Consider the following 26,510-nt stretch of genomic DNA (forward strand, 5'->3'; position numbering starts at 1 on the left):
ATGTTAAGAGCGCTAATCTTATGATTGGTCATGGTCCGTCGAGAGGCGTAGCATTCTGCCGATTGCGATCAAACGATACTGATCGCGGCGGGAGGCTGACTTGCGCGGAGATATCCAATCGAGGCGGCTGGCACGCCAGTTTCACATGATTGCCGCGGTGATGCTTGCCTTGGCGATATTTGCGCTCGACGTGCTGAGCCCGCTGCAAGGCGCCGCTGCCGTGCTCTACACCACGGTCATCCTCGTCGCCGCGCGCAGTCACGATCGACGGCTGATAGTCCTCGCCGGCGGCTTCTGCTTCGTGCTTTCGCTTGTCGGCTATTATATCAGCCATTGGGGCTCGACCGACGATTCCCCCGCCATGCGCCTCGGCGTGAGCCTGATCGCGATCGGCATCGCAACCGTCCTATCCGCCCGTCATCAAACCATGACCGAAGCAGGTGCTCGGTCCGATGCCCGCTATCGCTCAATCTTCAACGCCGCCGGCTTTCCAATTTGGGAAGCGGACTGGTCGGTCGCGCACTCGCTGCTGAAGGGTACCGATCAACCGACGGTTGCATTCATCCGTGATATTTCGCCAACCTCGAGGATCACCGACGCCAACGACGCTGCGGCCCGCCTGTTCGGTCTCGACCGCAAAGAGGATCTCGTCGGCGGCAGCATGGAGCATTTTCACACGCCGGAGGCGGAAGCCGCGTTGGCACGGATTTTCAGCAGCCTGATGACCGGGCAAAACCAGATGGAGGAGGAGGTCCGGTTCAGGACGCATAGCAAGGAGCATATCGACGTCGTTCTGCGTATTTCGGTTCCCGTTGCAGAGCAAAGATGGACGCGGATCCTGGTAATGGCGATCGACGTGACGGATCGAAACCTTGCGCAAGCAAAGTTTGAAAAATCGCAGGCCCAACTGATGCACGTGTCGCGTGTGACCACGTTGGGCCAGCTTGCCGCGTCGATCGCGCATGAAGTCAACCAGCCGCTGGCAGGCATCATAAACTATGCGAAATCAGGGCGACGCTGGCTTGTCCGCGATACACCGGACCCGGCAGAAGCACTCGATTGCCTCGACCACATTGCCAAGGACGGCAAGCGCGCCGCCGACGTCATCAGTCGGGTGAGGACGCTTGCACAGAAGACCGCGCCGAACTCCGAGCATATGAGCCTTCAACCACTCGTGGATGAAACAATCGCACTGCTTGGCCGGTCCCTGTTAGCAAGCGGGGTCACCGTCAGCATATCGGCCCCGCCGTACGTACCCGCGGTAATGGGTGACCGAGTTCAGATCCAACAGGTCTTGATGAACCTCCTGCTGAATGCGGAACAGGCGATGCGGTCGACTCCGGTCGGGCACCGCGACTTGTGCATCGAACTCACGGTGGAGCGCGACAAGGTGCTGATAGAAGTATCGGATTGCGGCGCCGGTATCAGCGGTGATGCAGCGCAAAATCTATTCTCGCCATTCTTTACGACCAAGCCGGACGGGCTCGGCATGGGTCTCTCGATCTGTCGTTCGATCGTCGAAGATCATGGCGGTTCTCTTTCGGCGACCAATAATCTGGTCCGCGGGGCCACCTTCAGGTTCCGGCTGCCGATCGCGGAAGCCGAGGGACGGGAGGCTGCGTGATGTCTGACACTCCTCCTGGATGCGTTTGCGTGATCGACGATGACGACGGCCTGCGCGGATCGATCGGCAGCCTTCTTCGCTCGAGCGGGTTCGTCGTGGCGCTGTATGGCAGTACCGACGCGTTTCTGGCAGCAGGTGTTCCTGAGGTTGCCGCATGCTTGGTGCTCGATATACGTCTACGCGGCGAGAGCGGGCTGGACTTTCAGGATCGCCTGCTCGCCGACGGGATCACGATTCCGGTCATCCTCATCACCGGGCACGGCGACATTCCGATGACGGTCCGCGGCATGCGCGCAGGCGCGATCGATTTCCTGCAAAAGCCCTTTGAGGACGAAGACCTGACTGTCGCCGTAACCAAGGCGATCGAAACGGATCGTTCACGTCGTTTGGTTGCGGCAAGCGCTGCCGTGCTGCTTGACCTTTATCGCGGGCTGACGCCACGGGAGCAGGAGGTCATGGGTTTCGTCGTCACGGGCTTGATGAACAAACAAATCGCGGCGCGTATGACACTGTCCGACATCACGGTAAAGATTCACCGCGGCAGTTTGATGCGCAAGATGAACGCGCAGTCCCTAGCCGATCTGGTGCGAATGGCGGAGCTGCTCGGCATCCGCGACGACAGTATTCACAGGTATAACGCTTGAGTATGATTCAACGGACGCCGATGGTCAGCTAACCGTGATGTTCTAACACGATAAAATCTTGACTGTGGAGCATGGTGTGTCTGGTTTACCGACTATCGCGATCGTTGATGACGATCCCGGCATTTTACGCAGTATCGACAGTTTGATCAGGTCCGCGGGTATGACCGGCACGGTGTTCGATTGCGCCGAAGCCTTTCTGGAAGCGTCTGGACATAGCCATTTCGATTGCCTGGTAACCGATGTGCACATGTCCGGCATATCCGGGCTGGACCTGCGGGAAGAATTGATACGACGCGGATCGCCGCCGCCGACGATCATCATGACCGCTTTCCCTACCCCCGCCTTACGCGAACGTGCGCAGAGAGATGGGATTGGCGCGTTCCTGACGAAGCCTGTCGATCCGGACGAACTGCTGGCGACAATTACGGCAGCGTTGAGCGCCACGAGGACAACCGAGACAATGCTGTAAGTCCCTAAACGAGCATTCCTCGCGTGCGGAGCCACCCGGAATACCAGGAAGGCCACGCCCCCGTCGACGTGTTTGGCGAGCCCATACCGAACCCGTGACCGCCGCTCGCGAGCCGGTGCAGCTCGACGGGGATATTCGCCGCCCGACACGCGTCTGCCATGATGATCGTGTTCTGCGGATTCGAGATCGGATCATCCACCGCCTGGACCAGGAAGATCGGCGGACATTTCGCCCGGACATGCGTCTCGACCGACCATTCGGCACTCTCGGCGGCGCTCGGTCTAGAACCGATCAGCACGCGGCGCGACGATGTGTGATCATAGGGCGGTTGCAACGTGATGATCGGATAGATCAGCGCGGCATCCTGCGGTCGTCCCGAAAACGCATCGATCGCGTCGGCCGGCGGGTAGGAGGCAAAGCCGGAGCGGGTTGCCGCGAGCCCCATGAGGTGTCCGCCCGAAGAGAACCCCAGCACGCCGAGCCTGGACGGGTCGATCCTCCACGTGTCAGCGTTCGCCTGTATCATTCGTAGTGCCCGTTGTGCATCCTGGAGCGGCGCCAACGGTCCTGCATTCCAGCCCTCCCCGGGCAGGCGATACCGCAGAATGAACGCGGTAATGCCGTGGGCTGCCAGCCAACTTGCTGCCGGCCTTGCCTCGCTTGCCATTTCGATCCGCTTATAGCCTCCACCGGCGGCGACCAGCACCGCTGCGCCGTTGGGGCGGCTCGGCGCAACCATTTCGATCGTCGGCATCACGATATTCGTCACGGCGCCCGTCGCACCGATTAACTCAGCGCCGCTCGGTCCCCCACCTCCGGGCGGACTACGCCATAGCGGTATGCCAGCCGCCGAGGATGCAGTAGCGCTCGTTCCGCCGAGTATCGGCGCCAACATTGCAGCTCCCCCTGTTACGAGAAGCGTTCTGCGATCAAGCATTGCGAACTCCTTACAATAGTGCGGCAAATCGTACGACGATCAAACAAATGCCGATCGCTCCATCGTGACGTCAACGATGCACATAGACGCATATCGCTGCGACTTCGGTTATCAACGGGGCATAAAGCATCAATAAGCTGCCGCTTTCGCGCCATCTGTACTGAAGCTATTTCTTACGACTGAGTATTATACGGGGTAACGCTACACCTAAGTATACTTTTCCAACTCGGCCCAACTGGATAATTACCGGTTGTCGGGCAGTCTTCCCCCTCCCCCACGGACTGCTCGACACCCCTCGCAAAACTAACCGTAACGCCGCCTCGGTAGATGCGGGAGGGCGTTACGGTGATTTTTGCTCCAAGCGGACTCCCGCCTCCTGGCGGCGACTGCGCCATTGATATCCAGCAAGATCAAGAGGTGGACGATGCGAATTGCCCTTTTTGCGGCCAGTGCGACCCTCCTCCTGATGTCCTGCGCCGACGGTGGCAAACTGCCGCGCTGCGGTGACGGCTACAGCGTTGCGTCGCCCGCGATCGGGAAGGCATTCGTACGCGATTTGACCTCACGCCTTGCCGGACCAGATCGTGAGAACACAATCGCCGAGGCGATCCGGCAGATGCGATCGAAGGATCCGACCATTGCCACAGACGATGTCGTCGACGTCGTCATCGCCGCCGATTGCCCGAACGTCACGGCGCGCGCCGATGCCGACCGGTCATCGGATCTTGCTCACGTCGCGGCGCTGAGGGAACAGGTTTACGCGCTCCTTGGTGAAGCCGCAGCTCCCTGATCGGGATCGTCGCAGCCCCCCCCCTTTTTCAGAACGTCGTCGCGGGGCGCGGACAACCACCCCCTAGAAACGCCAAATTCCGAGACGTCACGTCCCAGCAGTGCGAGGTACAGATGACCCGTCCCGACATCACGCTACCGACCCCGAACGATCGGCTGGAGACCTTGTTTCTTGAGAATTATCGAGCGCTACTCGGATTTATACGCTCGCGCGGTACCGGCGAAGCAGCGGAAGATATTGTCCAGGAACTCTGGTTGAAGGCTCGCTGGACGGATGCAAGGGTCCAGACGACACCTCTTCTCGATGACCCCCGCGCGTTCCTTTACCGCATGGCTATCAACCTCGTTGCCGATCATTACCGCACTAGACTTCGCCGGCAGCGGCGTGATGGCCTCTGGGTGGAGTGTACTGGACCAGTAGCAATCGGCAGTTTCGAAGCATCAGCCGAAACGACCTTGATCGTCCGCGAGCAACTCAGCGCTGTCGAAGGCTGGCTGACCACGATGGGCGCGCGCGCATCCGCCATATTCAAGCGCTATCGTATCGAAGGTGCCAGCCACGCCGAAATTGCACGGGAACGGGGCATCACGGTGAGCGGCGTCGAGAAGCACCTCTGCCGATGCTATCGCGCGCTGGAGCATTTACGCTGCGACCTCGCAGTTTAGATCCAGCGACAACGCCGCGGCGTACCTCGCATTACAGGGTTCAAGGATCGGGATATAAGGATGCCGCCCCCCAGCAAAACTGTACCAGCGCAGTTGCGCGCGATCCTTCAATTCGACGCGTATGCCGCCTTGATCCCTTTGCCGGGTATGGCGCTGCTGCTGTTCGGGGGAGTCCAGCTCCATGAGCAGATCGCCGCTGGAATTGCGGCGGGCGCAGCCTATTCCGTCGGCCTTGGCGTAACCAAGAAATTTTGGCGAAGTCGTAGCTACGCAGTGGTTCTTACCGGCACTGGTATGACGGCGGTGGCGTTCATTGGCACGCTTGTCGGCAATGACCCGATCGTCGAGCTTGCCGCCACCGCTATACTGGGCGCGTGCTGCGGCGCGCTATCACGCCGTAACGCAGACCATTGGTGGGCGTGCCTGCAGATCATCATCGCCTTTCTGCTGGCCGCAAGCTTCCCAGGTACGGTTACGGATGGGGCGCTTCGTGCCGCAATCGTTGCCGGAGGTGCGGCGCTTCAGTGCGTCAGCGTCATGGCGATGATACATCTCATTGGCGAACCCCGTCCGACAATTCCCGGCCCCGCCGATCATTCGAGCACGGTCGAAGTCCGATTTCACGCGTTGCGCGCGGCCATCTGCATATCGGTCGCACTCCTAGCAAGCCGAACGGCTGGCTTCGCCCACAGCTATTGGGCGCCCATGACCGCGATGCTCGTTCTGAAGCCGGGACTGCGTGATACCGCCGGCCAGGGACTGGAACGTATCGCCGGGACAATCGCAGGGATCATCGTTGCGTCGGGCCTGACGCGTATCGCACCCTCCGACGCCTGGACGGCAACCTTTGCAATCCTCACAGCGAGCGTTTCATTCGGTCTCCAGCAGGCACGATATGCCGTGTTTAGCGCAGCCATCACGACCAGCGTTCTTCTGATGATCGCTTTGGCGGGTGGAGCCTTACCAGGCGCAGACCGGGAAAGGCTGCTGGCCACGTTGCTGGGTGGGGCGATCGCCTTGGCCGGTGCCGCAATCGCCCCGCGCTGGCGCACCAACAAGAACAGCGGCGGCGATCACCTTTGAACGAACAGTCCATGCATGTGAGGAGACCGCAGCATTGACCCCCGTTCCAGTAACGGAGCACCGAGAGAGATGTACACCCCCACCGAACTCGTTCCGTTGCTGGAAACCCTACGCTGATACAAGATCGTGCTGACCGTATAATGAAATGCGTCGTTCCGAGGCGAACGACACGTATCGACGACGATCGGCACGAGATCGCCCTTTCATGCCTATTAATAGATTTTGCCTGATCACTATACAGGTTAGATTTTCAGATATGTTGATTGATATACCTTTGTATACTTGGGCAGCACCCGCACATTCTAATAGATGGAACCTATTAGCACGCATAACGGACGCAATCACACGCTTGCTAGTGATACCCACAACCGATACTTGGCCAAGAAAGATCATCCTCCATGAAATTCCGGTCCAAACTCGTGCTTGCAGCCAGTGCTTTACTGGCGACGACTCCAGCGGTGGCTAGCGCCGAAACCGTCAAGAACATCGTTCTTGTCCATGGCGCATGGGCGGATGGCTCGGGATGGAAACCGGTGTTCGATATCCTGACGCGCAAGGGCTATCACGTCACGATCGTTCAAGAACCGCTGACGGACTTTCATGCGGATGTCGCCGCAACCACGCGCATTCTGGCTGCCCAGGACGGGCCGACGATCCTCGTCGCGCATAGCTACGGAGGATCGGTTATCACCGTCGCGGGAATGGACTCGCACGTCGTGGGCCTGGTCTATGTCGCGGCACACGCGCCCGACGTCGGCGAGAACGAGGCCGCGATGGGTGCCAAGACGCCAAGTGCCTTGAAGAACTCGCCGGCAGCCACGCAAAAGACTGCGGACGGCTTCACGTATTTGACCCGGTCGATGTTCCCCGCATTCTTCGCTGCCGACCTGCCGCGCGAACAGGCCGTTTTCGAGGCGCAATCGCAGGTTCTGACGGCGGCAAGCGTCTTCACGACACCGATGACCGCCGCCGCATGGAGATCAAAGCCCAGTTGGGGCATCATTGCCGGATCGGACAAGATCATCAGTCCAGAATTGGAAGCATTCTACTATCGGCGCGCCAACAGCCACACCTCGACACTCGTGGGCGCCAGCCACTCGGTATACGAGTCTAGACCAAACGAAGTCGCAGCGGTTATCGAAGCGGCCGCGAAAGGCGCTTCAGGGAAGACGAACGACGCCCGGCCTTGATAAGTGGCTTAGCGAGAAAACGTTCCTCGCGAAATCAGTTTGGCGGTTGCCATCATTCCGCTTGGTACAAGTCGCTCTTTGTCAGGCAGCAACACTGGTACTGCACCATACGCGGTCGAGACCGGCCACGACTTACGCCGTTGCTTCATGACAGGAAAGTCTCAGCGGGTAATGCGATCGAACGCTGGGAAGCCACCAGATGCTGCAGACCGGCGCCCCCTTGATCCAGCCAAGGCGAGGCCCTCTCTTAGTCGCAGCAGAGTTGTCCTACCGCTGCTCGCGTTTTGGGCGGGTGCCGCAGCTGCCTTTGCTTTCTCGATGTTGGGCGGAATCTTCACCGCGAACATGACTGGCAACGCCGTATTGGCAGCAATGTTCGAGCAACCGACGTGTGGCACGGTCTTGATCGACGCCTTTTCGGCAATAACTGGCTTCACCATTGCCCTTTTCATTGGATTTCGGCTCACCCGCTCACCGCATGGCAACCCTGTCCATGCGGCACTAACGGCGGCGGCTGGATGCCATGTGATGGTAGCCCTGTTGTGGTGGTTTGGACCGCACACTCGCGGGTTCGTTTGCCTTCTGCTTTCTGGGTCCGCTGCTGGCATGGCCCTACAGACGGTTGCTGTGAAACGTGGCGGAGTCGAGCATGGCCCTCCAACGACGTATGTAACCGGTGTCCTGACGGATCTAGTACACGATATCGTCGGCGGGAATGCTGGCTGGACGAACTCCCGATGGCTACCGCTTGCCGCCTTGCCTTGCGGCGCGATCGCCGCGGTTCTGGTGACGACGGCGGCGCCCTCGCTGACGCCGCTCATCCCCATGCTGACTACTTTTGCGTGCATCGCGTTGATCTCGCGACATGTCGAGCCAGGACGGACGCCCCTCGGCCCTCAATCGCAATAGTCGTCGTAGACCTGATCGTCAGGGTCCCAATAGGGGCAGTTCTGATCGTTGCCGTACGGATAATATCCGCCATACCCGAGCAAGTTGCCGCCAAACCCGTAACCCAGCGGATAGCCGGAATATCCACCATAGCCGTAACCCGGATAATACCCGCGCCCATAGCCACCACGATACCCGTGCCCGCCATGATATCCATGCCCCCCGTTGGCAAATCCGTAGCCACCCCCAGGGCGGTATCCTCCACCGCCGGGTTGTCCACCATAGCCATGATTGCCACCACCATGGCCGCCACCACCGCCGCCGTGAAATCCTCCATCATCCGGCGCTCCCCCCGCGTGCGAACCACCGCCACCGTGCGAACTACCGCCACCGTGCGAACCACCGCCACCGTGCGAACCACCGCCACCATGCTGGGCCAGCGCTGGCGTTGCTATCAGAACCGCCAAACTGGATAAGGCGGCGAACAGGCCATTTGATGTACGCATTTCCATTCCTTCATTTATCTCCCGATCGATCTACATAGGCAGTGTCGAACATCATAAATATGGAACGCGCTTCAGCTTTTCGTATAGTTGAATTAGTTCATACAGCGCTGAAACAACTCTTCACCTAGCACTCGCTCGGGTATGTTCGCACATTACCGATGGCGTGATTCCATGCTCTGTACTTTAACTGATCGGCACGAGATTGGCATTTAACTGGTGGACCGCGAGAGTTTTCCTTATCCAATTGGAAGAGCGCCGCACTAACCACCCAAACGTTCGTATAGTGTCTTGAACGACATCATCGGCCCAAGGTCATCTTCCAACAGAGGATGCACCATGACCGAACGCCGTCCAGAGGGTATCCGAGAATATGATGCGCCGGCCGGCGGCTGGGGATCGGTGCGGGCGCTGGCGCAGACGCTTCGACACCAGGACGTCGTCGTTCAGGGGATCAGTACGCTCCTGAACGCGAACCAGCCGAACGGCTTCGACTGTCCCGGCTGCGCATGGCCCGACCCCAAGCATACGTCCTCGTTCGAATTCTGCGAGAACGGCGCAAAGGCCGTCACATGGGAGTCGACCGCACGTCGCATCGGTCCCGACTTCTTCGCGGAGCATACGGTCGCCGAACTCTGGGAGCGGTCCGACCATTGGCTAGAAGATCAGGGCCGCGTCACTCACCCGATGCGCTACGATGCCGCGACCGACCATTATCTGCCGATATCGTGGGACGCTGCGCTGGCAGAAATCGGTGCCGGACTGAGCGCGGTCGGCGATCCGGACCAAGTCGAGTTCTATACCTCGGGACGGACATCGAACGAAGCAGCGTTCCTGTTCCAGCTGTTCGCCCGGCTATACGGTACGAACAACTTCCCCGACTGCTCGAACATGTGTCACGAGGCGACGTCTGTCGGCCTCCCGAAGTCGATCGGCATCGGCAAAGCCACAGTCACGCTCGAGGATTTCGACGCTGCCGACCTGATCATCTCGATGGGCCACAATCCTGGCACCAACCATCCGCGGATGATGACACCCCTGCGCGATGCGTCCCGCAGGGGTGCGACGATTCTGGTCTTCAATCCGCTCAAAGAACGGGCGCTCGAACGGTTCGCGGCACCGCAATCGCCGATCGAAATGGCGACATACTCGTCGACGCCTATCGCGACGACATATCTTCAGGTGAAGGTCGGTGGTGATGCCGCGGCACTGAAGGGCGTCTGCAAGGCGTTGGTGGCAATGGATATCGCGGCTCGGGCGAACGACACCGCACCGGTTCTCGATCACGCCTTCATCGCTGGCCATACAGCGGGATTCGAGACGTATGCCGCGGATCTCGCGGCGACAGACTGGGCAGCGGTCGAACGCGCGAGCGGATTGCGTCGCGCCGATCTCGAGATGGTCGCCGTCGCCTATGCCAAGGCTGACGCGACCATTCTCTGCTACGGCATGGGGATCACGCAACACCGGACCGGTACGGAAAATGTCCAGCAGATCGCTAATCTGCTGCTGCTCAAGGGTAATATAGGCCGGGCAGGCGCCGGCATTTGTCCGCTTCGTGGACATTCGAACGTGCAAGGCGATCGTACGGTCGGCATCACCGAAAAGCCGTCGACCGCCTTCCTGGACCGGATGGCCGACGTCTTCGACTTCGAACCGCCGCGGCAGCACGGCCATTCGGTCGTCGAGGCGATCCAAGCCATGCTGGATGGCCGGTCCAAGGCGATCGTCTGCCTCGGCGGCAATCTGGCGGTGGCGGCATCCGATCCTCAAGCCTGCTTCAAGGCGTTCAGGCGCCTCGAACTGTCCGTCCACATAACGACCAAACTCAATCGCACGCACCTGCTGACGGGGCGGGCGACCTACATCCTGCCCTGCCTTGGTCGTACGGAGGCGGATCTCCAGGCGACGGGGCCACAGGCGGTGACGGTGGAAGACTCCATGTCGATGGTGCATGCCTCGCGCGGGTTTCTGAAACCGGCCGGCGACCAGCTTCGCTCCGAGCCGGCGATCATCGCCGGGATTGCCAAGGCAACGGTCGGATCGCGAGCACGGGTCGACTGGGATGCGCTGGCCGGGGACTACGCCTTGATCCGGGAGGACATCGAAAAGGTCTTTCCCGAATTCGAGGCCTTCAACGATCGGATCCGGACACCGGGTGGGTTCCAACTGCCGAACTCGGCGGCAATGCGGGTGTGGAAGACAACGACCGGCAAGGCCAATTTCCTGATCTTCGACGGACTGGAGGAAGATGCGCTGGTGTCGGAACCCGACGTCCTGCGACTGACCACGCTTCGATCGCACGATCAGTACAACACAACGATCTATGGTCTCGACGACAGGTATCGCGGGGTGTTCGGCCGTCGCGATATCCTTTTCATGGGCACGACCGACATCGAACGGTTGGGGTTCGCCGAGGGTGACGTCGTCGATCTCTGGACCGCGCTGGATCATGCCCGACCTGACCGGGTCGTGCGCAATCTCACGATCGTCCGCTATGCCCTGCCCGACGGATGCTGCGCGTCCTATTATCCCGAGACGCAGCCGCTGATCGCGCTGGACCACAGCGATCCGCAAAGCCTGACACCGTCCTACAAATCCGTGCCTGTCCGCCTGACGCGGTCCGCCGGGACCGAAGAACCGGACCGCATAGTGGGCCACGCCGGCGTATCGGGTCGCACCCTCAGCAAGGATCTTTGAGCATGTATCAGCCCAGCATCGTCCATTTCGCCGAGTTGGCCAAGGAAAAGGCGGCGGGCCTCAACCGCTCGCCCGTCGGCTTTTTCATCGGCGCCATGCTCGCCGGCAGCTATATCGGCATCGCCATGATCTTGTCGCTCAGCGCGGCTGCCGGGGTCCCGCCGGGCGTCCGGCCGCTGCTGATGGGAGCGGTGTTCGGCATCGGCCTGATCCTCACCGTATTCGCGGGAGCCGAGTTGTTCACGGGTTACGTGATGTATGTGGGCTTCGGCCTCGCACGACGCAGCATTTCCTGGAATGATGCAATTCGCCTGATGATAGTGGTGTGGATGGGGAACCTTGCGGGTGTCTTGGTCCTCGCAGCCATATTCTCTGCAGGCGGCGGTGGCGCGATCTTTGCGGCTGGTGCGGAAAATCTGCACGCCTATGTCGCGCACAAGGTCGAAGCCAGCGCAATGGCGCTCATTGCCAGGGGCATCCTCTGCAATTGGCTCGTGTGCCTGGCGCTTTGGACTGCGGTGCGGGTCGAGGGCGATACAGCCAAGATGGTGGCGCTGTCGTGGACGCTCTTCGCGTTCGTTACTGCTGGGTTCGAGCATTCCGTCGCGAACATGACGGCCTTGAGCCTTGGCCTCTTCGTTCCGGCAGCCACGATCGACCTCGTAGGCGCGGCACGAAACCTGCTGTTGGTGACCGTCGGCAACGTCGTTGGTGGCGTCGTATTTGTCACCGGCGCGTACCTCGCCGCCGCGCGAACCGATCCAGCGGGACGTCCCCAGCATGACGTAGGCCCACTACCTGTGTCGGCGCGCACCGGTTGAGTACTAACATCACTTTTATCACGCAGATCACTACGCCGAATACCGCGACACTCGAAAGACCGGGCCAGTCTGCACGGCACGCCCGCTGGCGATCGCACGGCACTACGCCCTTTCAGGGCCGTCCTAGAACAGGTAAATGGCGGAGAGGGTGGGATTCGAACCCACGGTACCCTCGCGGGTACGCCGCATTTCGAGTGCGGTACGTTCGACCACTCTGCCACCTCTCCGCAGGTCATCCGAAGCTCTGCGAACAGCGCCTCCGATCGGTCGAAGCGCGGCCTCTAAAGAAAGGGCCCCAGCGATGCAAGAGGGTTTTGAGCGCTCCGGGCGTCGCTCGACGCGTTTTCCTTGTGCGGCGCAAAACAAACCCTAAATTGGCGGATATGCCCCGACACGACAGTATCGCTCACGACATCACCCGCCCGATCGTGCCCGCCGAGGTGGTCGCACCGCCGGTTTCGCATGCGAATTTCTCGATCGGCGACGTCGTGCGGCACCGGCTGTTCGATTTTCGCGGGGTGATCTTCGACGTGGATCCCGTGTTTGCGAACAGCGACGAATGGTATGCGGCGATCCCCGAGGACATTCGTCCGCGCAAGGACCAGCCGTTCTACCATCTGCTCGCCGAGAACATGGAGTCGAGCTACGTCGCCTATGTGAGCCAGCAGAATCTGGTGCCGGACGATAGCGACGAGCCGGTCGACCATCCGGCGATCGATGGGCTGTTCAGTGAGTATGCGGATGGTCGGTACGCGCTGCGGCAGGTTCATCGGCACTAAGGGCGAATCGCTTAGCTTTTAAAAGCTTGTTCTCCCGCGAAGGCGGGAGCCCAAACTGGGTCCCCGCCTTCGCGGGGAAACAATCCTCTGCCTCGCCTATGGGCAGCACCTCGCGGTAAACTACCCTTTCCCGCCCCTTCGCGGTTGACAACCCTCCCCCCCTCGCTTAGCTGCCCGGCTTCTTCCGGCGGACCCTGCGTTCGTGGGATACACGTATTTGGAAAGTGACAAGGGCCATGTTCGCAGTCGTGCGCACGGGCGGCAAGCAGTATCGCGTCGCCGCCGGAGATAAGATCGTCATCGAGAAGATCGAGGGCGATGCAGGTGCGTCGGTGACGCTGGGTGACGTTCTGCTGGCGGGCGAAGGCTCGGAGCTGCGGTCCGTCGAGGGCTTCGTCGTCGCTGCAGAGATCATCGCGCAGGCGAAGGCGGACAAGGTCATCGTCTTCAAGAAGCGTCGTCGTCATAACTATCGTCGTAAGAACGGCCATCGCCAGCAGCATACGATCCTGAAGATCGTGTCGGTCGGCGGCCAGACTGCAAAGAGCAACGAGGGCGACACCGCCCCGGCCGCTCAGGCATAAGGAGTAGCTTCAGATGGCACATAAGAAAGCAGGCGGCTCTTCGCGCAACGGTCGCGATTCGGCCGGTCGTCGCCTCGGCGTCAAGAAGTTCGGTGGCCAGGCGTGCGTCGCCGGCAACATTCTCGTGCGTCAGCGCGGGACGAAGTTCTATCCCGGCACGAACGTCGGCATCGGTACCGACCATACGCTGTTCGCGCTGGTCGATGGCCGCGTCGTGTTCAGCCAAGGCAAACTCGGGCGCAAGTTCTGCTCGGTCGAGCTGGCAGCGAACGACACGGCAGAGATGCCGGTAGCAGCCGAATAACATCGGGTAACCATCCGGGTTGCCCACCAGGGTGACCCGGGTCGCGAAAGCGAACCTGAACAAGGGAGACGGGTCACCCCGGCTCCCTTTTTTATTGCTCCCTCCACGCGGCTGTCGCGGTCCCGTCATCCCGACGTGGCATGCGCGCAGCCAATGACGCGATAGGAGAGAGCCGTGTTCGCGCGCACCAAGAGACTGACATTGCGGCCGGGTTGGCCTGAAGATGCGCCTGCACTGGCGCGGGCGATCGGCCATGAGTCGGTGGTCGCCAAGCTGGCGCGGGCGCCCTGGCCGTATGCGCTAGGCGATGCCGAGGCGTTCCTCGCACAGCCGCGGGGGCCACATGACCCCCATTTCATGATCGAGACGATGGAGGCGGGCACGCCGCGACTCGTCGGCGGGATCGGTATCCGCGCGGCGGAAGCCGGGCACGAGTTGGGCTATTGGCTGGCGCCGGACGCCTGGGGTCGCGGGTATGCTACCGAGGCTGGTGAAGCGGTGGTGGCGATGGCGCGGCATGCGCTGGGCTTGCGGCGGCTGGATGCGTTTCATTTCGTAGACAACCCAGCGTCGGGGCGTGTGCTGGCGAAGCTTGGGTTTCGGCCGACTGGGCGGGTCGAAGCGCGGACTTCGCGGGGGCGTGGGGGTGAGGCGCCTGCGGTGATGTTCGAGCTGGATCTGGATGAGGACCGATGTGCGCCGATGCCTTTGGCGGCGTGAGTCGGAGATTCGCTACCCCCTAAAGGTACGCCACCCCGGCGAAGGCCGGGGCCCAGTTGGGAGACGTTACTAACGAAGGACATTGCTTCGCTATTGCGACCTTTCCAACTGGGCCCTGGCCTTCGCCGGGGTGGGGCCTTAGTTTAGGCGAGCAGTTGCTCTGTACTAACTGTTCCCCCGCGAAGGCGGGGGTCCAGGAATCACAGGCGGTGTCGTTTGGTATCCTGGGCTCCCGCCTTCGCGGGAGAACTAGGAGAGTAGGGAGAAGCCTGAAGTCCGGGGCTCAGGCCACCGCTACCGCCCGCCTCGCAACCGGCAGCACCGCCGCCTCATACTCGCTCTCTGCCAAGCCGATCAGCGCGCGATCGTCGTGCTTCCACGGGTGGAAGCCCGGCAGGAAATACGCAGCCCAGACGCCGGCGATCTTGCGCGCCATTCCCGGGTTGCCGAACGCGTACCACGCCATTCGCGCCCAGACGCGAGGCCCGGTCAGCCCGTCCTGCCGCAGCAGTTCCGCCATGCCCCGCGCACGCCCGGTGAAGAACCGCCATGTCGTGATCAGCATCACCAGCGACTTCACCCGCCAGCGCGTGAACCGCGGCCAGTCCCGCGTTGCGTGCAGCCACGTGTCGTAGGCGACGCCCTTGTGCTCGATCTCCTCGGCGGCATGCCACAACCAGAGCGCAGCCGCCTGCTGATCGCCACCCGCGAGGTGCTTCGGGTTGGCGATCAGTTCGTGCGCCAGCATCGCGGTGAAATGCTCGAGCGCAGTGGTGGCGGCGAGGCTCGCGATCTCCGGGCGCCCCTTGGTCAGCGCCAGCGCCGCGTCGACATCCACGATCAACGGCGCGACGTCGTAGCCCTGGTCGGTGACGTGGCGGTTGAACGCGACGTGCTCGCGGGTGTGGATCACTTCCTGCTTGATGAAGGCGTTGATCTCGGCGTGGAGTTTCGGCGGCGTACCCTCGCGGAACTTCCGCACGCTGTCGACGAAATAGCCCTCGCCCTTCGGGAACGTCACCGACAACGCGTTGTAGAACGCGGTCGCGATGGGATCGTCGTTCAGCCACCAGCGGCGAATCGCGGCACCGCGGCCGAAGCGGCGGTCGCGCGGGGTGATCGTCAGATCGGCAGGCGTGGTTGCTTTCGCCACGGAAACCTCCAAACAGGAATGAACACTCGTTACTTACATTGATGTAAATAGGTTTCCCGGTCCGTGACGTCAACACCGCGCAAGCGACTCTCCCCCACCGAATCGCGTGAAGCCGCCGTCGAGGCTGCGCGAGCCTTGCTTGTCGAGAGCGGCCCCAGCGCTGTGACGTTGAAGGCTGTGGCAGGCCGCGTCGGGCGGACGCACGCTAATCTGCTCCACCATTTCGGCTCGGCGGAAGCGCTGCATACCGCGCTGATCACGCGGATGGCGGCGGACATCGTCGGCACCATCGGCGCAGCGGTTCTACGCGTGCGGGCGGGCGAGTTGGACCCGCGAGAGGTCGTCGAGATGACCTTCGACGCGTTCGGCAAGGGCGGCGCGGGGGCGCTGGCGAGCTGGATGATCCTGTCGGGCAATACCAATGCGCTCGATCCGATCCTGACCGCGATCCATGACCTCGTCGACGAACTGGCGGAGGGCGACATGCCCGGCGACCAGCCGATCCAGGAACAGACCCTGACACTGGTGCTGATGGCGCTCGGCGATGCGCTGATGGGGGCACCGATGGCGCGCGCGCTCGGCCTCCCGGTCGGCAAGGCACGCGAACTCGCGCTCGACGCACTGCTCGCCAGCAAGGACGCCGCCGCCCCTGCCCGCTGCTAAGCGCACCCGTTCGGGGCTCGAATCGCGAGACGAATCGCAGAGGGTGGAGATTTTCGCCAATTTCGCTATGGGGCGGCGATGCATTTTCTAGACCAAGCCAAGATCTACGTACGTTCGGGTGAGGGCGGCCCCGGTGCCGTCAGCTTCCGCCGCGAGAAATATATCGAATATGGCGGCCCCGACGGCGGCAATGGCGGCAAGGGCGGCGACATCGTGTTCGAATGCATCGCCGGCCTGAACACGCTGATCGACTTCCGCTACACGCAGCATTTCCGCGCGCCCCGCGGCTCGGGCGGATCGGGTTCGAACCGCACCGGCGCGGGCGGCAAGGACCTGGTGATCCGCGTTCCGCTCGGCACGCAAGTGCTTTCGGAGGACAAGGAAGAGGTGCTGATCGACTTCACCGAGGTCGGCCAGCGCGAAGTGCTGTTCCGCGGCGGCGACGGCGGGCGCGGCAATGCGAGCTACAAGACGTCGACCAACCGCACGCCACGCCAGCACGGCACCGGCTGGCCGTTCGGCGAGGCGTGGGTCTGGCTGCGGCTGAAGCTGCTCGCCGATGCGGGCCTTGTGGGCTTGCCGAATGCGGGCAAGTCGACCTTCATCAACCAGGTGACGAATGCGCAGGCGAAGGTCGGCGAATATGCCTTCACGACGACGCGACCGCAGCTGGGCGTGGTGCGCCACAAGCAGCGCGAGTTCGTGGTCGCGGATATTCCGGGGCTGATCCAGGGCGCGGCCGAAGGTGCGGGGATCGGCGACCGGTTCCTCGGGCATATCGAGCGGTGCCGGGTGCTGCTGCATCTGGTCGATGCGAACGACCGTGACGTAGCCGAATCGTACCGGATCGTGCGCGACGAGCTGGAGAATTACGGCGAGGGGCTCACCGACAAGAAGGTGATCGTCGCGCTGAACAAGATCGACATGCTCGATCCTGAGCTGATCGCGGCACTGTCGGCGGAGCTGGCGGAAGCTAGCGGTGCCGAGGTGATGGCGATTTCGGGGGCTAGTGGCGCTGGTATCGAGGCGGTGCTGGACCAGCTGATCGAGGCGATCGGGCCTGCGCCGGGCGCAGCGAAGGAACTGGAAGAAGGCGAAGTGCCGGTCGCATGGTCGCCGCTTTAGGGGCCGTCTTAGCCCTCTCCCCTCCGGGGAGAGGGTTGGGTGAGGGGTTGTTCCAAGTGGAGCACTGCTTGGCTACCCCTCACCCCGGCCCTCTCCCCGGCGGGGAGAGGGAGCAGTGATGTTTCCGCCTTCGTCTTGCGCGCGGCTGATCGTGAAGATCGGGTCGGCGTTACTTGTCGACCCTGATGGGAGCGTTCGGCGGGAGTGGCTGACCGGTCTCGTCGCTGACATTGCCGCTCGGACCGATGAAGGCCAGCAGGTTGCGATCGTGTCGTCCGGCGCAATTGCCTTGGGTGCGCGCCGGCTGGGTCTTCCAAAGGGTGGGCGAGCTAGTCTCGAGGACGCGCAGGCCGCCGCGGCGACCGGCCAGATCGCACTTAGTCAGGTCTGGGCCGAACTCCTCGCCGCGCAGGGGCTTAACGCGGCGCAGATCCTCGTCACGCTGGACGACCTCGAAGACCGCCGCCGCTATCTCAACGCCGCGGCGACGCTCAACCGGCTGTTGTCGCTGAAGGTAGTGCCCGTCATCAACGAGAACGACAGCGTCGCGACCGAGGAAATCCGGTTCGGCGACAATGACCGCCTTGCCGCGCGCGTGGCGCAGGCGGCGGGTGCGCAGGGCGTGATCCTGTTGTCCGACGTCGACGGGCTCTATACCGCCAATCCGCATACCGATCCGTCCGCGACTCATATCGCCAGCGTGCCGCGGATCGATGCGGTCGCTGGGATGGCGGACGACGGATCGGGCTCTGGGATGGGTTCGGGTGGGATGGCGTCGAAGATCGCGGCCGCGCGGATCGCGACGGGTGCGGGTATTCCGCTGGCGATCGCTTCGGGGCGGATCGAGCATCCGCTGTCTACGCCTGCCCGTCATACGATCTTTACAGCTGAGCGGACGGCGTCTGCACGGAAGGCCTGGCTGGCGGGGGGGCTGACCGCGAAGGGTGCGATCCATGTCGATGCGGGGGCTGCGGCTGCGCTTGGACGGGGGCGGAGTTTGCTCGCCGCTGGCGCTACTCGAATCGATGGCGGGTTCGTGCGGGGCGATCTCGTGACGATCGAGGGGCCTGCCGGGACGGTCGCGCGAGGCCTGGCTGAGTATGATGCGGCGGATACCGCGCGCCTGCTTGGTCGACATAGCGACGATCATGCGGCCATCCTCGGCTACGCTCCAAGATCCGCGCTGGTGCACCGCAATCACTTGGCGCTCATATGATCGGCCAAACAATGTTCACCCGCGAAGGCGGGTGCCCAGACTGGGCACCCGCCTTCGCGGGTGAACATACTTCTTATGCTACCTCGGGAGCGCGGTCATGATCCTGGCCATCACCGGCGGCACCGGGTTCGTCGGCAGCCACCTGATCGATCACGCGCTCGAGACCGGGCACATTGTCCGTGCGCTCGCCCGGAAACCGCAGGCCAAGCGCATCGGCGTAACCTGGATCGAAGGCGCACTCGATCGCCCGAAGAGCCTCGCGACCTTGGTCGAAGGCGCGGACGTGGTCATCCACGTCGCCGGTGTCGTCAACGCGGCCGACCGCGCGGGCTTTGCCGAGGGCAATGTCGCCGGCACCGAAGGCATCCTACAGGCGACGCGGGCGGCCGGCATCCGCCGCTTCGTCCATGTCTCCTCGCTTGCCGCGCGCGAGCCGACGTTGTCGAACTATGGCTGGTCGAAGGCCGAGGCGGAAACGCGGGTGCAGACGTCGGGGCTGGACTGGACGATCGTCCGCCCGCCCGCGATTTTCGGCCCGCGCGACCATGAGCTGCTCGACGTCTTCAAGGCGGCACGGTCCGGCTACGTCCCAATGCCTCCGGCTGGCACGCGCGTCTCGCTGCTGTATGTCGAGGACCTGACCGCGCTGCTGCTCGCGCTCGCCGAGACCGCCGATGCGCCGTCGATCATGGAGCCCGACGACGGGGTGCCGAACGGCTGGGACAACCGCGACTTTGCGCGCGCGATCGGCGTGGCCGTTGGCAAGCCGGTCAAGGTCTTCTCGACGCCCCGCGGGCTCCTTAAGCTCGCGTCCGCCGCCGACCGGCTCGTCCGGCGTCGCAAGGCGAAGCTCACGCGCGACCGGGTGAGCTATTTCTGCCACCCCGACTGGGTCTCGCACAAGCCGCCGCCGCCCGCGCTGTGGACGCCGTCCGTCCCGACTCCGCAGGCGCTCGCGCAAACCGCGGCGTGGTATCGCGCCGCCGGGCTGCTATAGCGCCGAAAAGCCGCCGCAATTCCCTGTCAGGACTGCGCCGACACCCGGAAGGATTACGATGAGCGACCGCCAGCAGATCTACGACACCGTCACCGCGCAGATCGAGCCGTTCAACAAGAAGAACGCGCCGCTGACCGATGCGACGACGTTCCAGGGCGACTTGGAGTGGGACAGCCTGACCGTCATGGATTTCGTCGCCGCGATCGAGGACGAGTTCGACATCATCATCACGATGAACATGCAGGCCGAGATCGAGACGGTCGGCCAGCTGGTCGACGCGGTCGCGAAGTTGAAGACCTGACCCCCCTTGCCGTTCGTGCCGAGTAGGGATCGAGCGTAGCCGAGAGCCCGTATCGAGGTACATGTCCTTCGATACGCCATCTCGACAAGCTCGACGGCTACTCGGGACGAACGGTTGGGATACACATTCCAACCTCATGGAATCATTAGAATGACCGAAGCCGCCACCACCGCCCACGCCCTCCCCGTCGACGCGCCCGAGGTCGCCCCCGAACGCGACCTCATGTCGAAATTCGACGCGCTTATCGCCGAACGCGAGGCGCTGATCGCCAGTGGCGTGCGCAATCCGTTCGCGATCGTGATGGACGAGGTGAAGGGGCCGACGCAGGCGGTGATCCGCGGCAAGGACACGATCCTGCTCGGCACCTACAATTACATGGGCATGACGTTCGACCCCGACGTGATCCAGGCGGGCAAGGACGCGCTCGACGCGTTCGGGTCGGGCACCAACGGCAGCCGGATGCTCAACGGCACGTTCCACGATCATATCGACGTCGAACAGGCGCTGCGCGAATTCTACGACATGACCGGCGCGATCGTGTTCTCGACCGGGTACATGGCCAATCTCGGGATCATCTCGACGCTCGCCGGCAAGGGCGAATACGTCATCCTCGACGCCGACAGCCACGCGTCGATCTACGACGGCTGCAAGCAGGGCAATGCCGAGATCGTCCGCTTCCGCCACAACGACGTCACCGATCTCGACAAGCGGCTCGGTCGCCTGCCGAAGGAAGCGGGCAAGCTGGTGGTGCTCGAAGGCGTCTATTCGATGCTCGGCGACATCGCGCCGCTGAAGGAAATGGTCGCGGTCGCCAAGAAGCATGGCTGCATGGTGCTGGTCGACGAGGCGCATTCGATGGGGTTCTTCGGCCCCAATGGTCGCGGCGTGTACGAGGAGATGGGCCTCACCGACGAGGTCGACTTCGTCGTCGGCACCTTCTCGAAGTCGGTCGGCACGGTCGGCGGGTTCGTCGTGTCGAACCACCCGAAGTTCGAGATGGTGCGGTTCGCCTGCCGTCCGTACATCTTCACCGCCTCACTGCCGCCGTCGGTGGTCGCCACCGCCGCGACCTCGATCCGCAAGCTGATGACCGCGCACGACAAGCGCGCTCAGCTCTGGAAGAACGCGCGGCGGCTACACGGCGGGCTGAAGGCGATGGGCTTCAAGCTCGGCACCGAGACGTCCGATTCGGCGATCATCGCGGTGATCCTGACCGACCAGGAACAGGCGATCGCGATCTGGCAGTCGCTCCTCGAGGGTGGTCTCTACGTCAACATGGCGCGTCCGCCCGCAACGCCCGCGGGGACATTCCTGCTGCGGTGCTCGCTGTGCGCGGAACATACCGACGAGCAGATCACGACGATCCTGGGCATGTTCGAGACCGCTGGCCGCGCCGTCGGCGTGATCGGCTGACGGTTTCCTCCTCTCGCGGGGAGGAGGAAACATCCGTGAAATGTTCGATCGGTACCGGCGTTCCAAGTCATTGCGTGTGGGCAACGACGCGTTAGGATGCCGGCCGTGACGCAAGACGAGGTCGAAACTGCGGCCCAGGGGGGCGGGGCGAGATGGCGCATAGCCATGCTGGTCGTGATGGGCCTGCTCGGTGCGGCTGTGCTCATTGCGCTGATCGTGACGCTCGGCCACGCCAATCGCCAGCGCGATCGCGCGCTCGAACTTCAGGCGCACAGCTATGACGTGATGATCCTCGCGCGCACGCTGTCCGGGACGATCGCGCGATCGGAGGCGTCGCTCGGGCGGTACGTCATCAGCGGCGACAAGCAATTGGGGCAACTCTATTTCGACGAATGGCTGCTCGCGGGGACGCAGATCGACCGGCTCGACCAGATCACCAACGACAATCCCGAGCAGCAGCCGCGAGTCGATCGGCTTCGTGCCGCCTATGACGCGCGCGGGCGGGAGTTGTCGCTGACGGCGCTCAACACGCGCTACGGCAAGAACGGCCAGGCGCTCGCACGCTATTACCAGGGGCGAAAGGCGCCGACGCTCATCGAGATCAACACGACGCTCGACACGCTGATCGCACGCGAGCGCGCGTTGCTCGACGACCGGACGGCGGCGGCCTTGGGGTCGGTCGAGCGATCGAGCTGGGTCGCAGGGGTGCTGGCGATATTCGGCGTGCTGATCGTGCTGGGCGCGATCCTGCTCGGCTGGTTCACGATCCGTGCGGTCGGCGAGCGGGCGACCGCGCTGGCCGATGCGGAGCTGGAACGCGAGCGCGCCGACGAGCTGACCACCGCGGTCGCTGCCGCCACCGCCGAACTGCGCGTGCAGGAGGCCAAGCTGCGCCAGATCCAGAAGATGGAGGCGGTCGGGCAGCTGACCGGCGGGATCGCGCATGACTTCAACAACATGCTGGCGGTGGTCTTGGGCGGCCTGGAACTGGCGCGGCGCAATCTCGCGAGCGATCCGGCCAGCGTCCGTCGCCATATCGATAGCGCGACCGAGGGCGCCAATCGCGCGGCGGCGCTGACCCGCCGGCTGCTCGCCTTCAGTCGCGAGGATTCGCTGAAGGCCGAGACGATCGACGCCGCCGCGCTGGTCTCCGGGATGTCCGACCTGCTCGATCGCACGCTCGGCGACGCGATCACCGTCATCGTGCGCGACGATGCGGCGGGCGGATGCGTCCGCGCCGACCGCGTCCAGCTGGAGAACGCAGTGCTGAACCTGGCGGTCAACGCGCGCGACGCGATGAACGGGCGCGGCACGCTGACCGTCGCGACCGGCATGACGACGCTAGCGGCGGAGCAGGTCGGGCGGTGCGCGGCGGGCGACTACGTCACGATCATGGTCGGCGACGATGGCTGCGGAATGGCGCCCGACGTCGCCGAGCGCGTGTTCGAACCGTTCTTCACCACCAAGGAAGTCGGCAAGGGCACCGGGCTCGGGCTCAGCCAGATCTTTGCGCTGGTCCAGCAGTTGCACGGCGAGGTCGGCATCGTTTCCGCACCGGGCGAAGGGACGACCGTCACGCTGTATTTCCCGCTCGCGGCCGAGCTCGTCGCAACGCCCCTGCCGACCGTCCCGATCGCGATGGTCGAGCCGATCGCACCGACGATGCCCGAGACGTTGCAGATCCTGGTGGTCGAGGACGATCCGCGCGTGCTGGCCGCGACGACCGGCGCGCTGGAGGAGATCGGGCATCACCCGATCGCGTGCGACGATCCGCTTGCCGCCCCTGCGATACTGGCGGCGAATCCGGGGATCAGGCTGATCATCTCAGACGTGCTGATGCCGCGCCAGACAGGGCCGGAGATGATCGCCGCGCTCTCGCCACTCTATCCGCACGTCGCGGTGCTGTTCGTTACCGGGTTTGCCGGCGAAGTGAACGTCGCGCAGTTCGGCGGACACGAGGTGCTGCGTAAACCCTTCACGCTCAACGGGCTGGAGCGCGCGGTCATGACGGCGATGGCCGCGGAACGCCGCGAGACGAACCACCCGATCGCCGCGGAATGATCGTTCAATGACGTGTTGCGATTGAGGATGACGCCTAGCGCGTGCGCCCCTATACCCGCGCGACCCAGCATACCGAGCCCAACCCGCGCATGAAATCCATCGACCGCTACATGGCCCGGCTGATCGCGGTGCCGCTATTTTCGACGCTGCTGATCGCCGTCATGCTGTTCGTGCTCGATCGCATGCTCGGACTGTTCAATTTCGTCGCGACGCAAGGCGGCCCGATCAGCGTCGTATGGCGGATGCTCGCCAATCTGCTGCCCGAATATCTCGGGCTCGGTATCCCGATCGGGCTGATGCTCGGCATCCTGCTCGCGTTCCGCCGGCTGTCGACCTCATCGGAGCTGGACGTCCTGCGCGGCGTCGGCATGAGCTACAATCGGCTGCTGCGCGTGCCGTACATGTACACGATCGCACTGGCGCTGCTGAACCTGGCGATCGTCGGCTATGTCCAGCCGATCGCGCGTTATTATTACGAAGGCCTGCGGTTCGAGCTGCGCACGGGTGCCCTCGGCGCGTCGATCAAGGTCGGCGAGTTCACCAATCTCGGCGACCGGATGACGCTGCGGATCGAGGAGAGCAAGGACAAGGGCCGCGAGCTGTCGGGCATCTTCGTCCATGCGTCGAGCCAGAATGGCGACTGGCTGGGGGTGACCGCGGAGAAGGGCAAGTTCCTCGCGACCGACGATCCCAACGTCATCATCTTCCGCCTTGCGAACGGGACGCTGATCCACAACCGGCCCGAGTTCAAGACGCCGCGCGTGCTGACCTTCAGCAGCCACGATCTGCCGATCAACCTGCCGAAGTTCGAAAGCTTCCGCAGTCGCGGCGGGCGCAATCTCGAATACACGCTGCCCGAGCTCGCCAAGCAGGGCCAGCGCGGCGCGACGCTGGAGCAGCGCGACGGCAGCCGGTCCGAATTCCACTTCCGCCTCGCCGAAGTCGCGACGATGTTCCTGTTGCCGCTGCTCGCGCTCGCGCTCGGCGTGCCGCCCAAACGATCCTCGTCCGCGCTCGGCGTGTTCCTTTCGATCGTGATGATCGTCACCTATCACAAGGTGAACCAATACGCGGCGGACGTCGGCGAACTCGGGCGGATCGATCCGATCATCGCGCTGTGGGTGCCGTTCACGATCTTCGCCGGGCTGATCCTGTGGATGTACTACACGATCGCCTATGTACCCGGCGGGCAACCGATCGGTGCGCTCGAACGCGTCTTCTCGAAGACGTTCAAGGCGATCACCAAGCGTATCCCGGGCTTCCGCAAGAGCAAGGCCGCATGAACATCGTCAGCTTCTTCCCGTCGCGGACGGTCGCGATCTACATGGGACGGATGTTCCTGGTGCGGACGTTCGCGGTGCTCGCCGCGCTCGTGCTGGTGCTCCAGGCGCTCGACCTGCTGAGCAACTCCGGCGACATCCTCGCCTTTCCGGGCAATGGCGATGCGCAGGTCTGGCAATATGTGTCGCTGCGCGCGCCGCAGATCGTCTCGCGGTTCCTGCCGTTCTCGGTCCTGCTCGGCACCATCCTGACGCTGATCACGATGAACCAGAACAGCGAGATCGTCGCGCTGAAGGGCTCCGGCCTGTCCGCGCACCAGGTGCTGGCGCCATTGCTGGTCGCGAGCCTGGGTGTCGCGGTGATCAGCTTCGTGTTCAACGACCGCGTGGTGGCGCGGGCGACGGCGACGCTGAACCAGTGGCAGAAGGTGAATTACGGCAAGCTGCCGATCGATCGCGGCGACCGCGCCAACGTGTGGGTGCGCGACGGCGACGACCTGATCGAGGTCGCGCAGATCCGCGGGCGCGGCGACGCGACGCGGCTTGGCGGGATTACGCTGTATGATCGCACCGGCGGCAACCTCGTCGCGATCCTGCGGGCGGATCATGGCAGGCGCGTCGCGAGCGGCTGGGAGGTAAGCCCTGCGACCCGGTTCGACGTGAAGAGCGGCAACGTCCGCCCCTTGGGCGCGGTGGTGATCGCAAAGGACGTACGGCCGGACCAGTTCACGCTGGCGAGCGTCGATGCGGACGGGCTGTCGTTCGGCGCGTTGAAGGCGGCGATCGCCGACCTGTCCGACGCGGGGCGACCGACCAAGGCGCTCGAAGGGTCGTTGTGGCACAAGCTGTCGGGGCCGCTGTCGTCGGTGCTGATGCCGCTGCTGGGCGCGGTCGCGGCGTTCGGCATCGCGCGATCGGGCAAGCTGTTCGTGCGCGCCGTGATCGGCATGGGGCTCGGTTTCGCGTTCTTCGTCGCGGACAATTTCGCGCTCGCGATGGGCAATCTCGGCGCCTACCCGCCGTTCCTTGCCGCCTGGGCGCCGTTCCTGCTGTTCTTCTTTATCGGTGAGGCGGTGCTGATCCGGTCGGAGGAATAGGACTGTGCCGGTCGGTCGTACCCTTTCACGCCACCGCCCCCGTCCCTATCTGCTGGTCCGAACAACCCTCGGAGCCAGCATGAAATATCTCCACACGATGATCCGCGTGACCGACCCGGCGAAGACGATCGCGTTCTTCGAGACGCTGGGCCTGAAAGAGGTCCGCCGGATGGAGAACGAGAAGGGGCGGTTCACGCTGATCTTCCTGTCGGTCCCCGGCGACGAGAGCGCAGAAGTCGAGCTGACGCACAATTGGGATCCCGAGGAGTATGACGAGGGCCGCAATTTCGGCCACCTCGCCTACCGCGTCGACAATATCTACGACACGTGCCAGCGGCTGATGGATTCGGGTGTGACGATCAACCGGCCGCCGCGCGATGGCCACATGGCGTTCGTGCGGACGCCCGACAACATCTCGATCGAGCTGTTGCAGGCGGATCGTCCGCTCGACCCCGCCGAGCCGTGGGCGTCGATGCCGAACACCGGCAAGTGGTGACACGCTG

At 63.3% G+C, this 26,510-nt stretch carries 27 protein-coding genes and 1 tRNA gene; 24 read left to right on the plus strand and 4 right to left on the minus strand.

Translation table 11 applies throughout. The features are described 5' to 3' along the window. Positions 1-100 precede the first annotated feature (100 nt). The 3 genes from J4O76_RS00250 (at position 101) to J4O76_RS00260 (ending at position 2,737) form a co-directional block, all read left to right on the plus strand. Complete coding sequence (locus J4O76_RS00250) at positions 101-1,624, plus strand: ATP-binding protein (RefSeq protein ID WP_426279669.1); 1,524 nt, start codon at positions 101-103, stop codon at positions 1,622-1,624. A 29-nt stretch (positions 1,625-1,653) separates the two neighbouring features. Continuing rightward, positions 1,654-2,268 (plus strand): response regulator transcription factor, encoded by a 615-nt coding sequence (locus tag J4O76_RS00255; RefSeq protein ID WP_426279670.1) that lies wholly within the window; start codon positions 1,654-1,656, stop codon positions 2,266-2,268. A gap of 76 nt (positions 2,269-2,344) precedes the next feature. Further along, positions 2,345-2,737 (plus strand): response regulator transcription factor, encoded by a 393-nt coding sequence (locus tag J4O76_RS00260; protein WP_426279671.1) that lies wholly within the window; start codon positions 2,345-2,347, stop codon positions 2,735-2,737. A gap of 4 nt (positions 2,738-2,741) precedes the next feature. Here J4O76_RS00260 and J4O76_RS00265 read toward each other — a convergent pair whose 3' ends face one another. Then, on the minus strand, positions 2,742-3,491 hold the full coding sequence (locus J4O76_RS00265; RefSeq protein WP_426279672.1) for an alpha/beta hydrolase: 750 nt from the start codon (positions 3,489-3,491) through the stop codon (positions 2,742-2,744). A gap of 577 nt (positions 3,492-4,068) precedes the next feature. Here J4O76_RS00265 and J4O76_RS00270 point away from each other — a divergent pair. From J4O76_RS00270 to J4O76_RS00290, 5 genes are all read left to right on the plus strand, one after another. Further along, a complete protein-coding gene (locus tag J4O76_RS00270) occupies positions 4,069-4,464 on the plus strand; it encodes a hypothetical protein (protein ID WP_426279673.1) in 396 nt (131 codons plus the stop codon). A gap of 113 nt (positions 4,465-4,577) precedes the next feature. Next, the gene (locus J4O76_RS00275; protein ID WP_426279674.1) at positions 4,578-5,129 is read left to right on the plus strand and encodes an RNA polymerase sigma factor; all 552 of its coding nucleotides are present in this window, start codon (positions 4,578-4,580) and stop codon (positions 5,127-5,129) included. Positions 5,130-5,189: 60 nt separating this feature from the next. Further along, positions 5,190-6,212 (plus strand): FUSC family protein, encoded by a 1,023-nt coding sequence (locus J4O76_RS00280; protein ID WP_426279675.1) that lies wholly within the window; start codon positions 5,190-5,192, stop codon positions 6,210-6,212. 398 nt (positions 6,213-6,610) lie between these two features. After that, positions 6,611-7,402 carry an alpha/beta hydrolase gene (locus J4O76_RS00285; RefSeq protein WP_426279676.1) on the plus strand — a complete coding sequence of 264 codons (792 nt, stop codon included), beginning with the start codon at positions 6,611-6,613 and terminating at the stop codon, positions 7,400-7,402. A 318-nt stretch (positions 7,403-7,720) separates the two neighbouring features. Further along, positions 7,721-8,311: a YoaK family protein gene (locus tag J4O76_RS00290; protein WP_426279677.1), complete on the plus strand. Its 591-nt coding sequence runs from the start codon at positions 7,721-7,723 to the stop codon at positions 8,309-8,311. Here the strand turns inward: J4O76_RS00290 and J4O76_RS00295 are convergent. Continuing rightward, complete coding sequence (locus J4O76_RS00295) at positions 8,299-8,796, minus strand: hypothetical protein (RefSeq protein WP_426279678.1); 498 nt, start codon at positions 8,794-8,796, stop codon at positions 8,299-8,301. The genes J4O76_RS00290 and J4O76_RS00295 overlap by 13 nt on opposite strands. Positions 8,797-9,132: 336 nt before the next feature. Between J4O76_RS00295 and J4O76_RS00300 the strand changes: the two genes are divergently transcribed. Beyond that, on the plus strand, positions 9,133-11,493 hold the full coding sequence (locus J4O76_RS00300; protein ID WP_426279679.1) for an FdhF/YdeP family oxidoreductase: 2,361 nt from the start codon (positions 9,133-9,135) through the stop codon (positions 11,491-11,493). Between the two features lie 35 nt (positions 11,494-11,528). Then, the gene (locus tag J4O76_RS00305; protein ID WP_426279680.1) at positions 11,529-12,314 is read left to right on the plus strand and encodes a formate/nitrite transporter family protein; all 786 of its coding nucleotides are present in this window, start codon (positions 11,529-11,531) and stop codon (positions 12,312-12,314) included. 137 nt (positions 12,315-12,451) lie between these two features. Here the strand turns inward: J4O76_RS00305 and J4O76_RS00310 are convergent. Continuing rightward, a tRNA-Ser gene (locus J4O76_RS00310) sits at positions 12,452-12,541 on the minus strand. Positions 12,542-12,697: 156 nt separating this feature from the next. Between J4O76_RS00310 and hspQ the strand changes: the two genes are divergently transcribed. The 4 genes from hspQ to J4O76_RS00330 all read left to right on the plus strand — a co-directional run bounded on the left by hspQ (position 12,698) and on the right by J4O76_RS00330 (position 14,701). Next, on the plus strand, positions 12,698-13,093 hold the full coding sequence (hspQ, locus tag J4O76_RS00315; RefSeq protein WP_056065959.1) for a heat shock protein HspQ: 396 nt from the start codon (positions 12,698-12,700) through the stop codon (positions 13,091-13,093). 236 nt (positions 13,094-13,329) lie between these two features. After that, the gene (gene rplU / locus J4O76_RS00320; protein WP_107963253.1) at positions 13,330-13,677 is read left to right on the plus strand and encodes a 50S ribosomal protein L21; all 348 of its coding nucleotides are present in this window, start codon (positions 13,330-13,332) and stop codon (positions 13,675-13,677) included. 13 nt (positions 13,678-13,690) lie between these two features. Continuing rightward, complete coding sequence (gene rpmA, locus J4O76_RS00325; RefSeq protein WP_132738101.1) at positions 13,691-13,981, plus strand: 50S ribosomal protein L27; 291 nt, start codon at positions 13,691-13,693, stop codon at positions 13,979-13,981. A gap of 174 nt (positions 13,982-14,155) precedes the next feature. Further along, complete coding sequence (locus J4O76_RS00330; protein ID WP_426279681.1) at positions 14,156-14,701, plus strand: GNAT family N-acetyltransferase; 546 nt, start codon at positions 14,156-14,158, stop codon at positions 14,699-14,701. A 283-nt stretch (positions 14,702-14,984) separates the two neighbouring features. Here J4O76_RS00330 and J4O76_RS00335 read toward each other — a convergent pair whose 3' ends face one another. Continuing rightward, positions 14,985-15,854 carry a metal-dependent hydrolase gene (locus J4O76_RS00335; RefSeq protein ID WP_426279682.1) on the minus strand — a complete coding sequence of 290 codons (870 nt, stop codon included), beginning with the start codon at positions 15,852-15,854 and terminating at the stop codon, positions 14,985-14,987. A gap of 63 nt (positions 15,855-15,917) precedes the next feature. Between J4O76_RS00335 and J4O76_RS00340 the strand changes: the two genes are divergently transcribed. From J4O76_RS00340 to J4O76_RS00385, 10 genes are all read left to right on the plus strand, one after another. Then, positions 15,918-16,517, plus strand: a complete 600-nt coding sequence (locus J4O76_RS00340) for a TetR/AcrR family transcriptional regulator (protein ID WP_056055838.1) — start codon at positions 15,918-15,920, stop codon at positions 16,515-16,517. 78 nt (positions 16,518-16,595) lie between these two features. Then, on the plus strand, positions 16,596-17,642 hold the full coding sequence (gene obgE / locus J4O76_RS00345) for a GTPase ObgE (RefSeq protein WP_056055836.1): 1,047 nt from the start codon (positions 16,596-16,598) through the stop codon (positions 17,640-17,642). Between the two features lie 118 nt (positions 17,643-17,760). After that, the gene (proB, locus tag J4O76_RS00350; RefSeq protein ID WP_426279683.1) at positions 17,761-18,858 is read left to right on the plus strand and encodes a glutamate 5-kinase; all 1,098 of its coding nucleotides are present in this window, start codon (positions 17,761-17,763) and stop codon (positions 18,856-18,858) included. A 97-nt stretch (positions 18,859-18,955) separates the two neighbouring features. Further along, positions 18,956-19,855, plus strand: a complete 900-nt coding sequence (locus J4O76_RS00355; RefSeq protein ID WP_426279684.1) for an NAD-dependent epimerase/dehydratase family protein — start codon at positions 18,956-18,958, stop codon at positions 19,853-19,855. 58 nt (positions 19,856-19,913) lie between these two features. Beyond that, positions 19,914-20,156: an acyl carrier protein gene (locus J4O76_RS00360; protein WP_426279685.1), complete on the plus strand. Its 243-nt coding sequence runs from the start codon at positions 19,914-19,916 to the stop codon at positions 20,154-20,156. 150 nt (positions 20,157-20,306) lie between these two features. Further along, complete coding sequence (spt, locus tag J4O76_RS00365) at positions 20,307-21,569, plus strand: serine palmitoyltransferase (RefSeq protein WP_056066129.1); 1,263 nt, start codon at positions 20,307-20,309, stop codon at positions 21,567-21,569. Positions 21,570-21,665: 96 nt separating this feature from the next. Next, a complete protein-coding gene (locus J4O76_RS00370; RefSeq protein ID WP_426279686.1) occupies positions 21,666-23,630 on the plus strand; it encodes an ATP-binding protein in 1,965 nt (654 codons plus the stop codon). Positions 23,631-23,719: 89 nt separating this feature from the next. After that, positions 23,720-24,913 carry an LPS export ABC transporter permease LptF gene (gene lptF, locus J4O76_RS00375; RefSeq protein WP_175518216.1) on the plus strand — a complete coding sequence of 398 codons (1,194 nt, stop codon included), beginning with the start codon at positions 23,720-23,722 and terminating at the stop codon, positions 24,911-24,913. Further along, complete coding sequence (gene lptG / locus J4O76_RS00380; RefSeq protein ID WP_056489568.1) at positions 24,910-26,007, plus strand: LPS export ABC transporter permease LptG; 1,098 nt, start codon at positions 24,910-24,912, stop codon at positions 26,005-26,007. Before lptF ends, lptG begins: the two co-directional genes overlap by 4 nt. Positions 26,008-26,086: 79 nt before the next feature. Continuing rightward, on the plus strand, positions 26,087-26,503 hold the full coding sequence (locus tag J4O76_RS00385) for a VOC family protein (RefSeq protein WP_426279687.1): 417 nt from the start codon (positions 26,087-26,089) through the stop codon (positions 26,501-26,503). Positions 26,504-26,510 lie beyond the last annotated feature (7 nt).

Origin of the sequence: Sphingomonas sp. NFX23 (assembly GCF_049887795.1) — a bacterium.
Taxonomy (GTDB): domain Bacteria; phylum Pseudomonadota; class Alphaproteobacteria; order Sphingomonadales; family Sphingomonadaceae; genus Sphingomonas.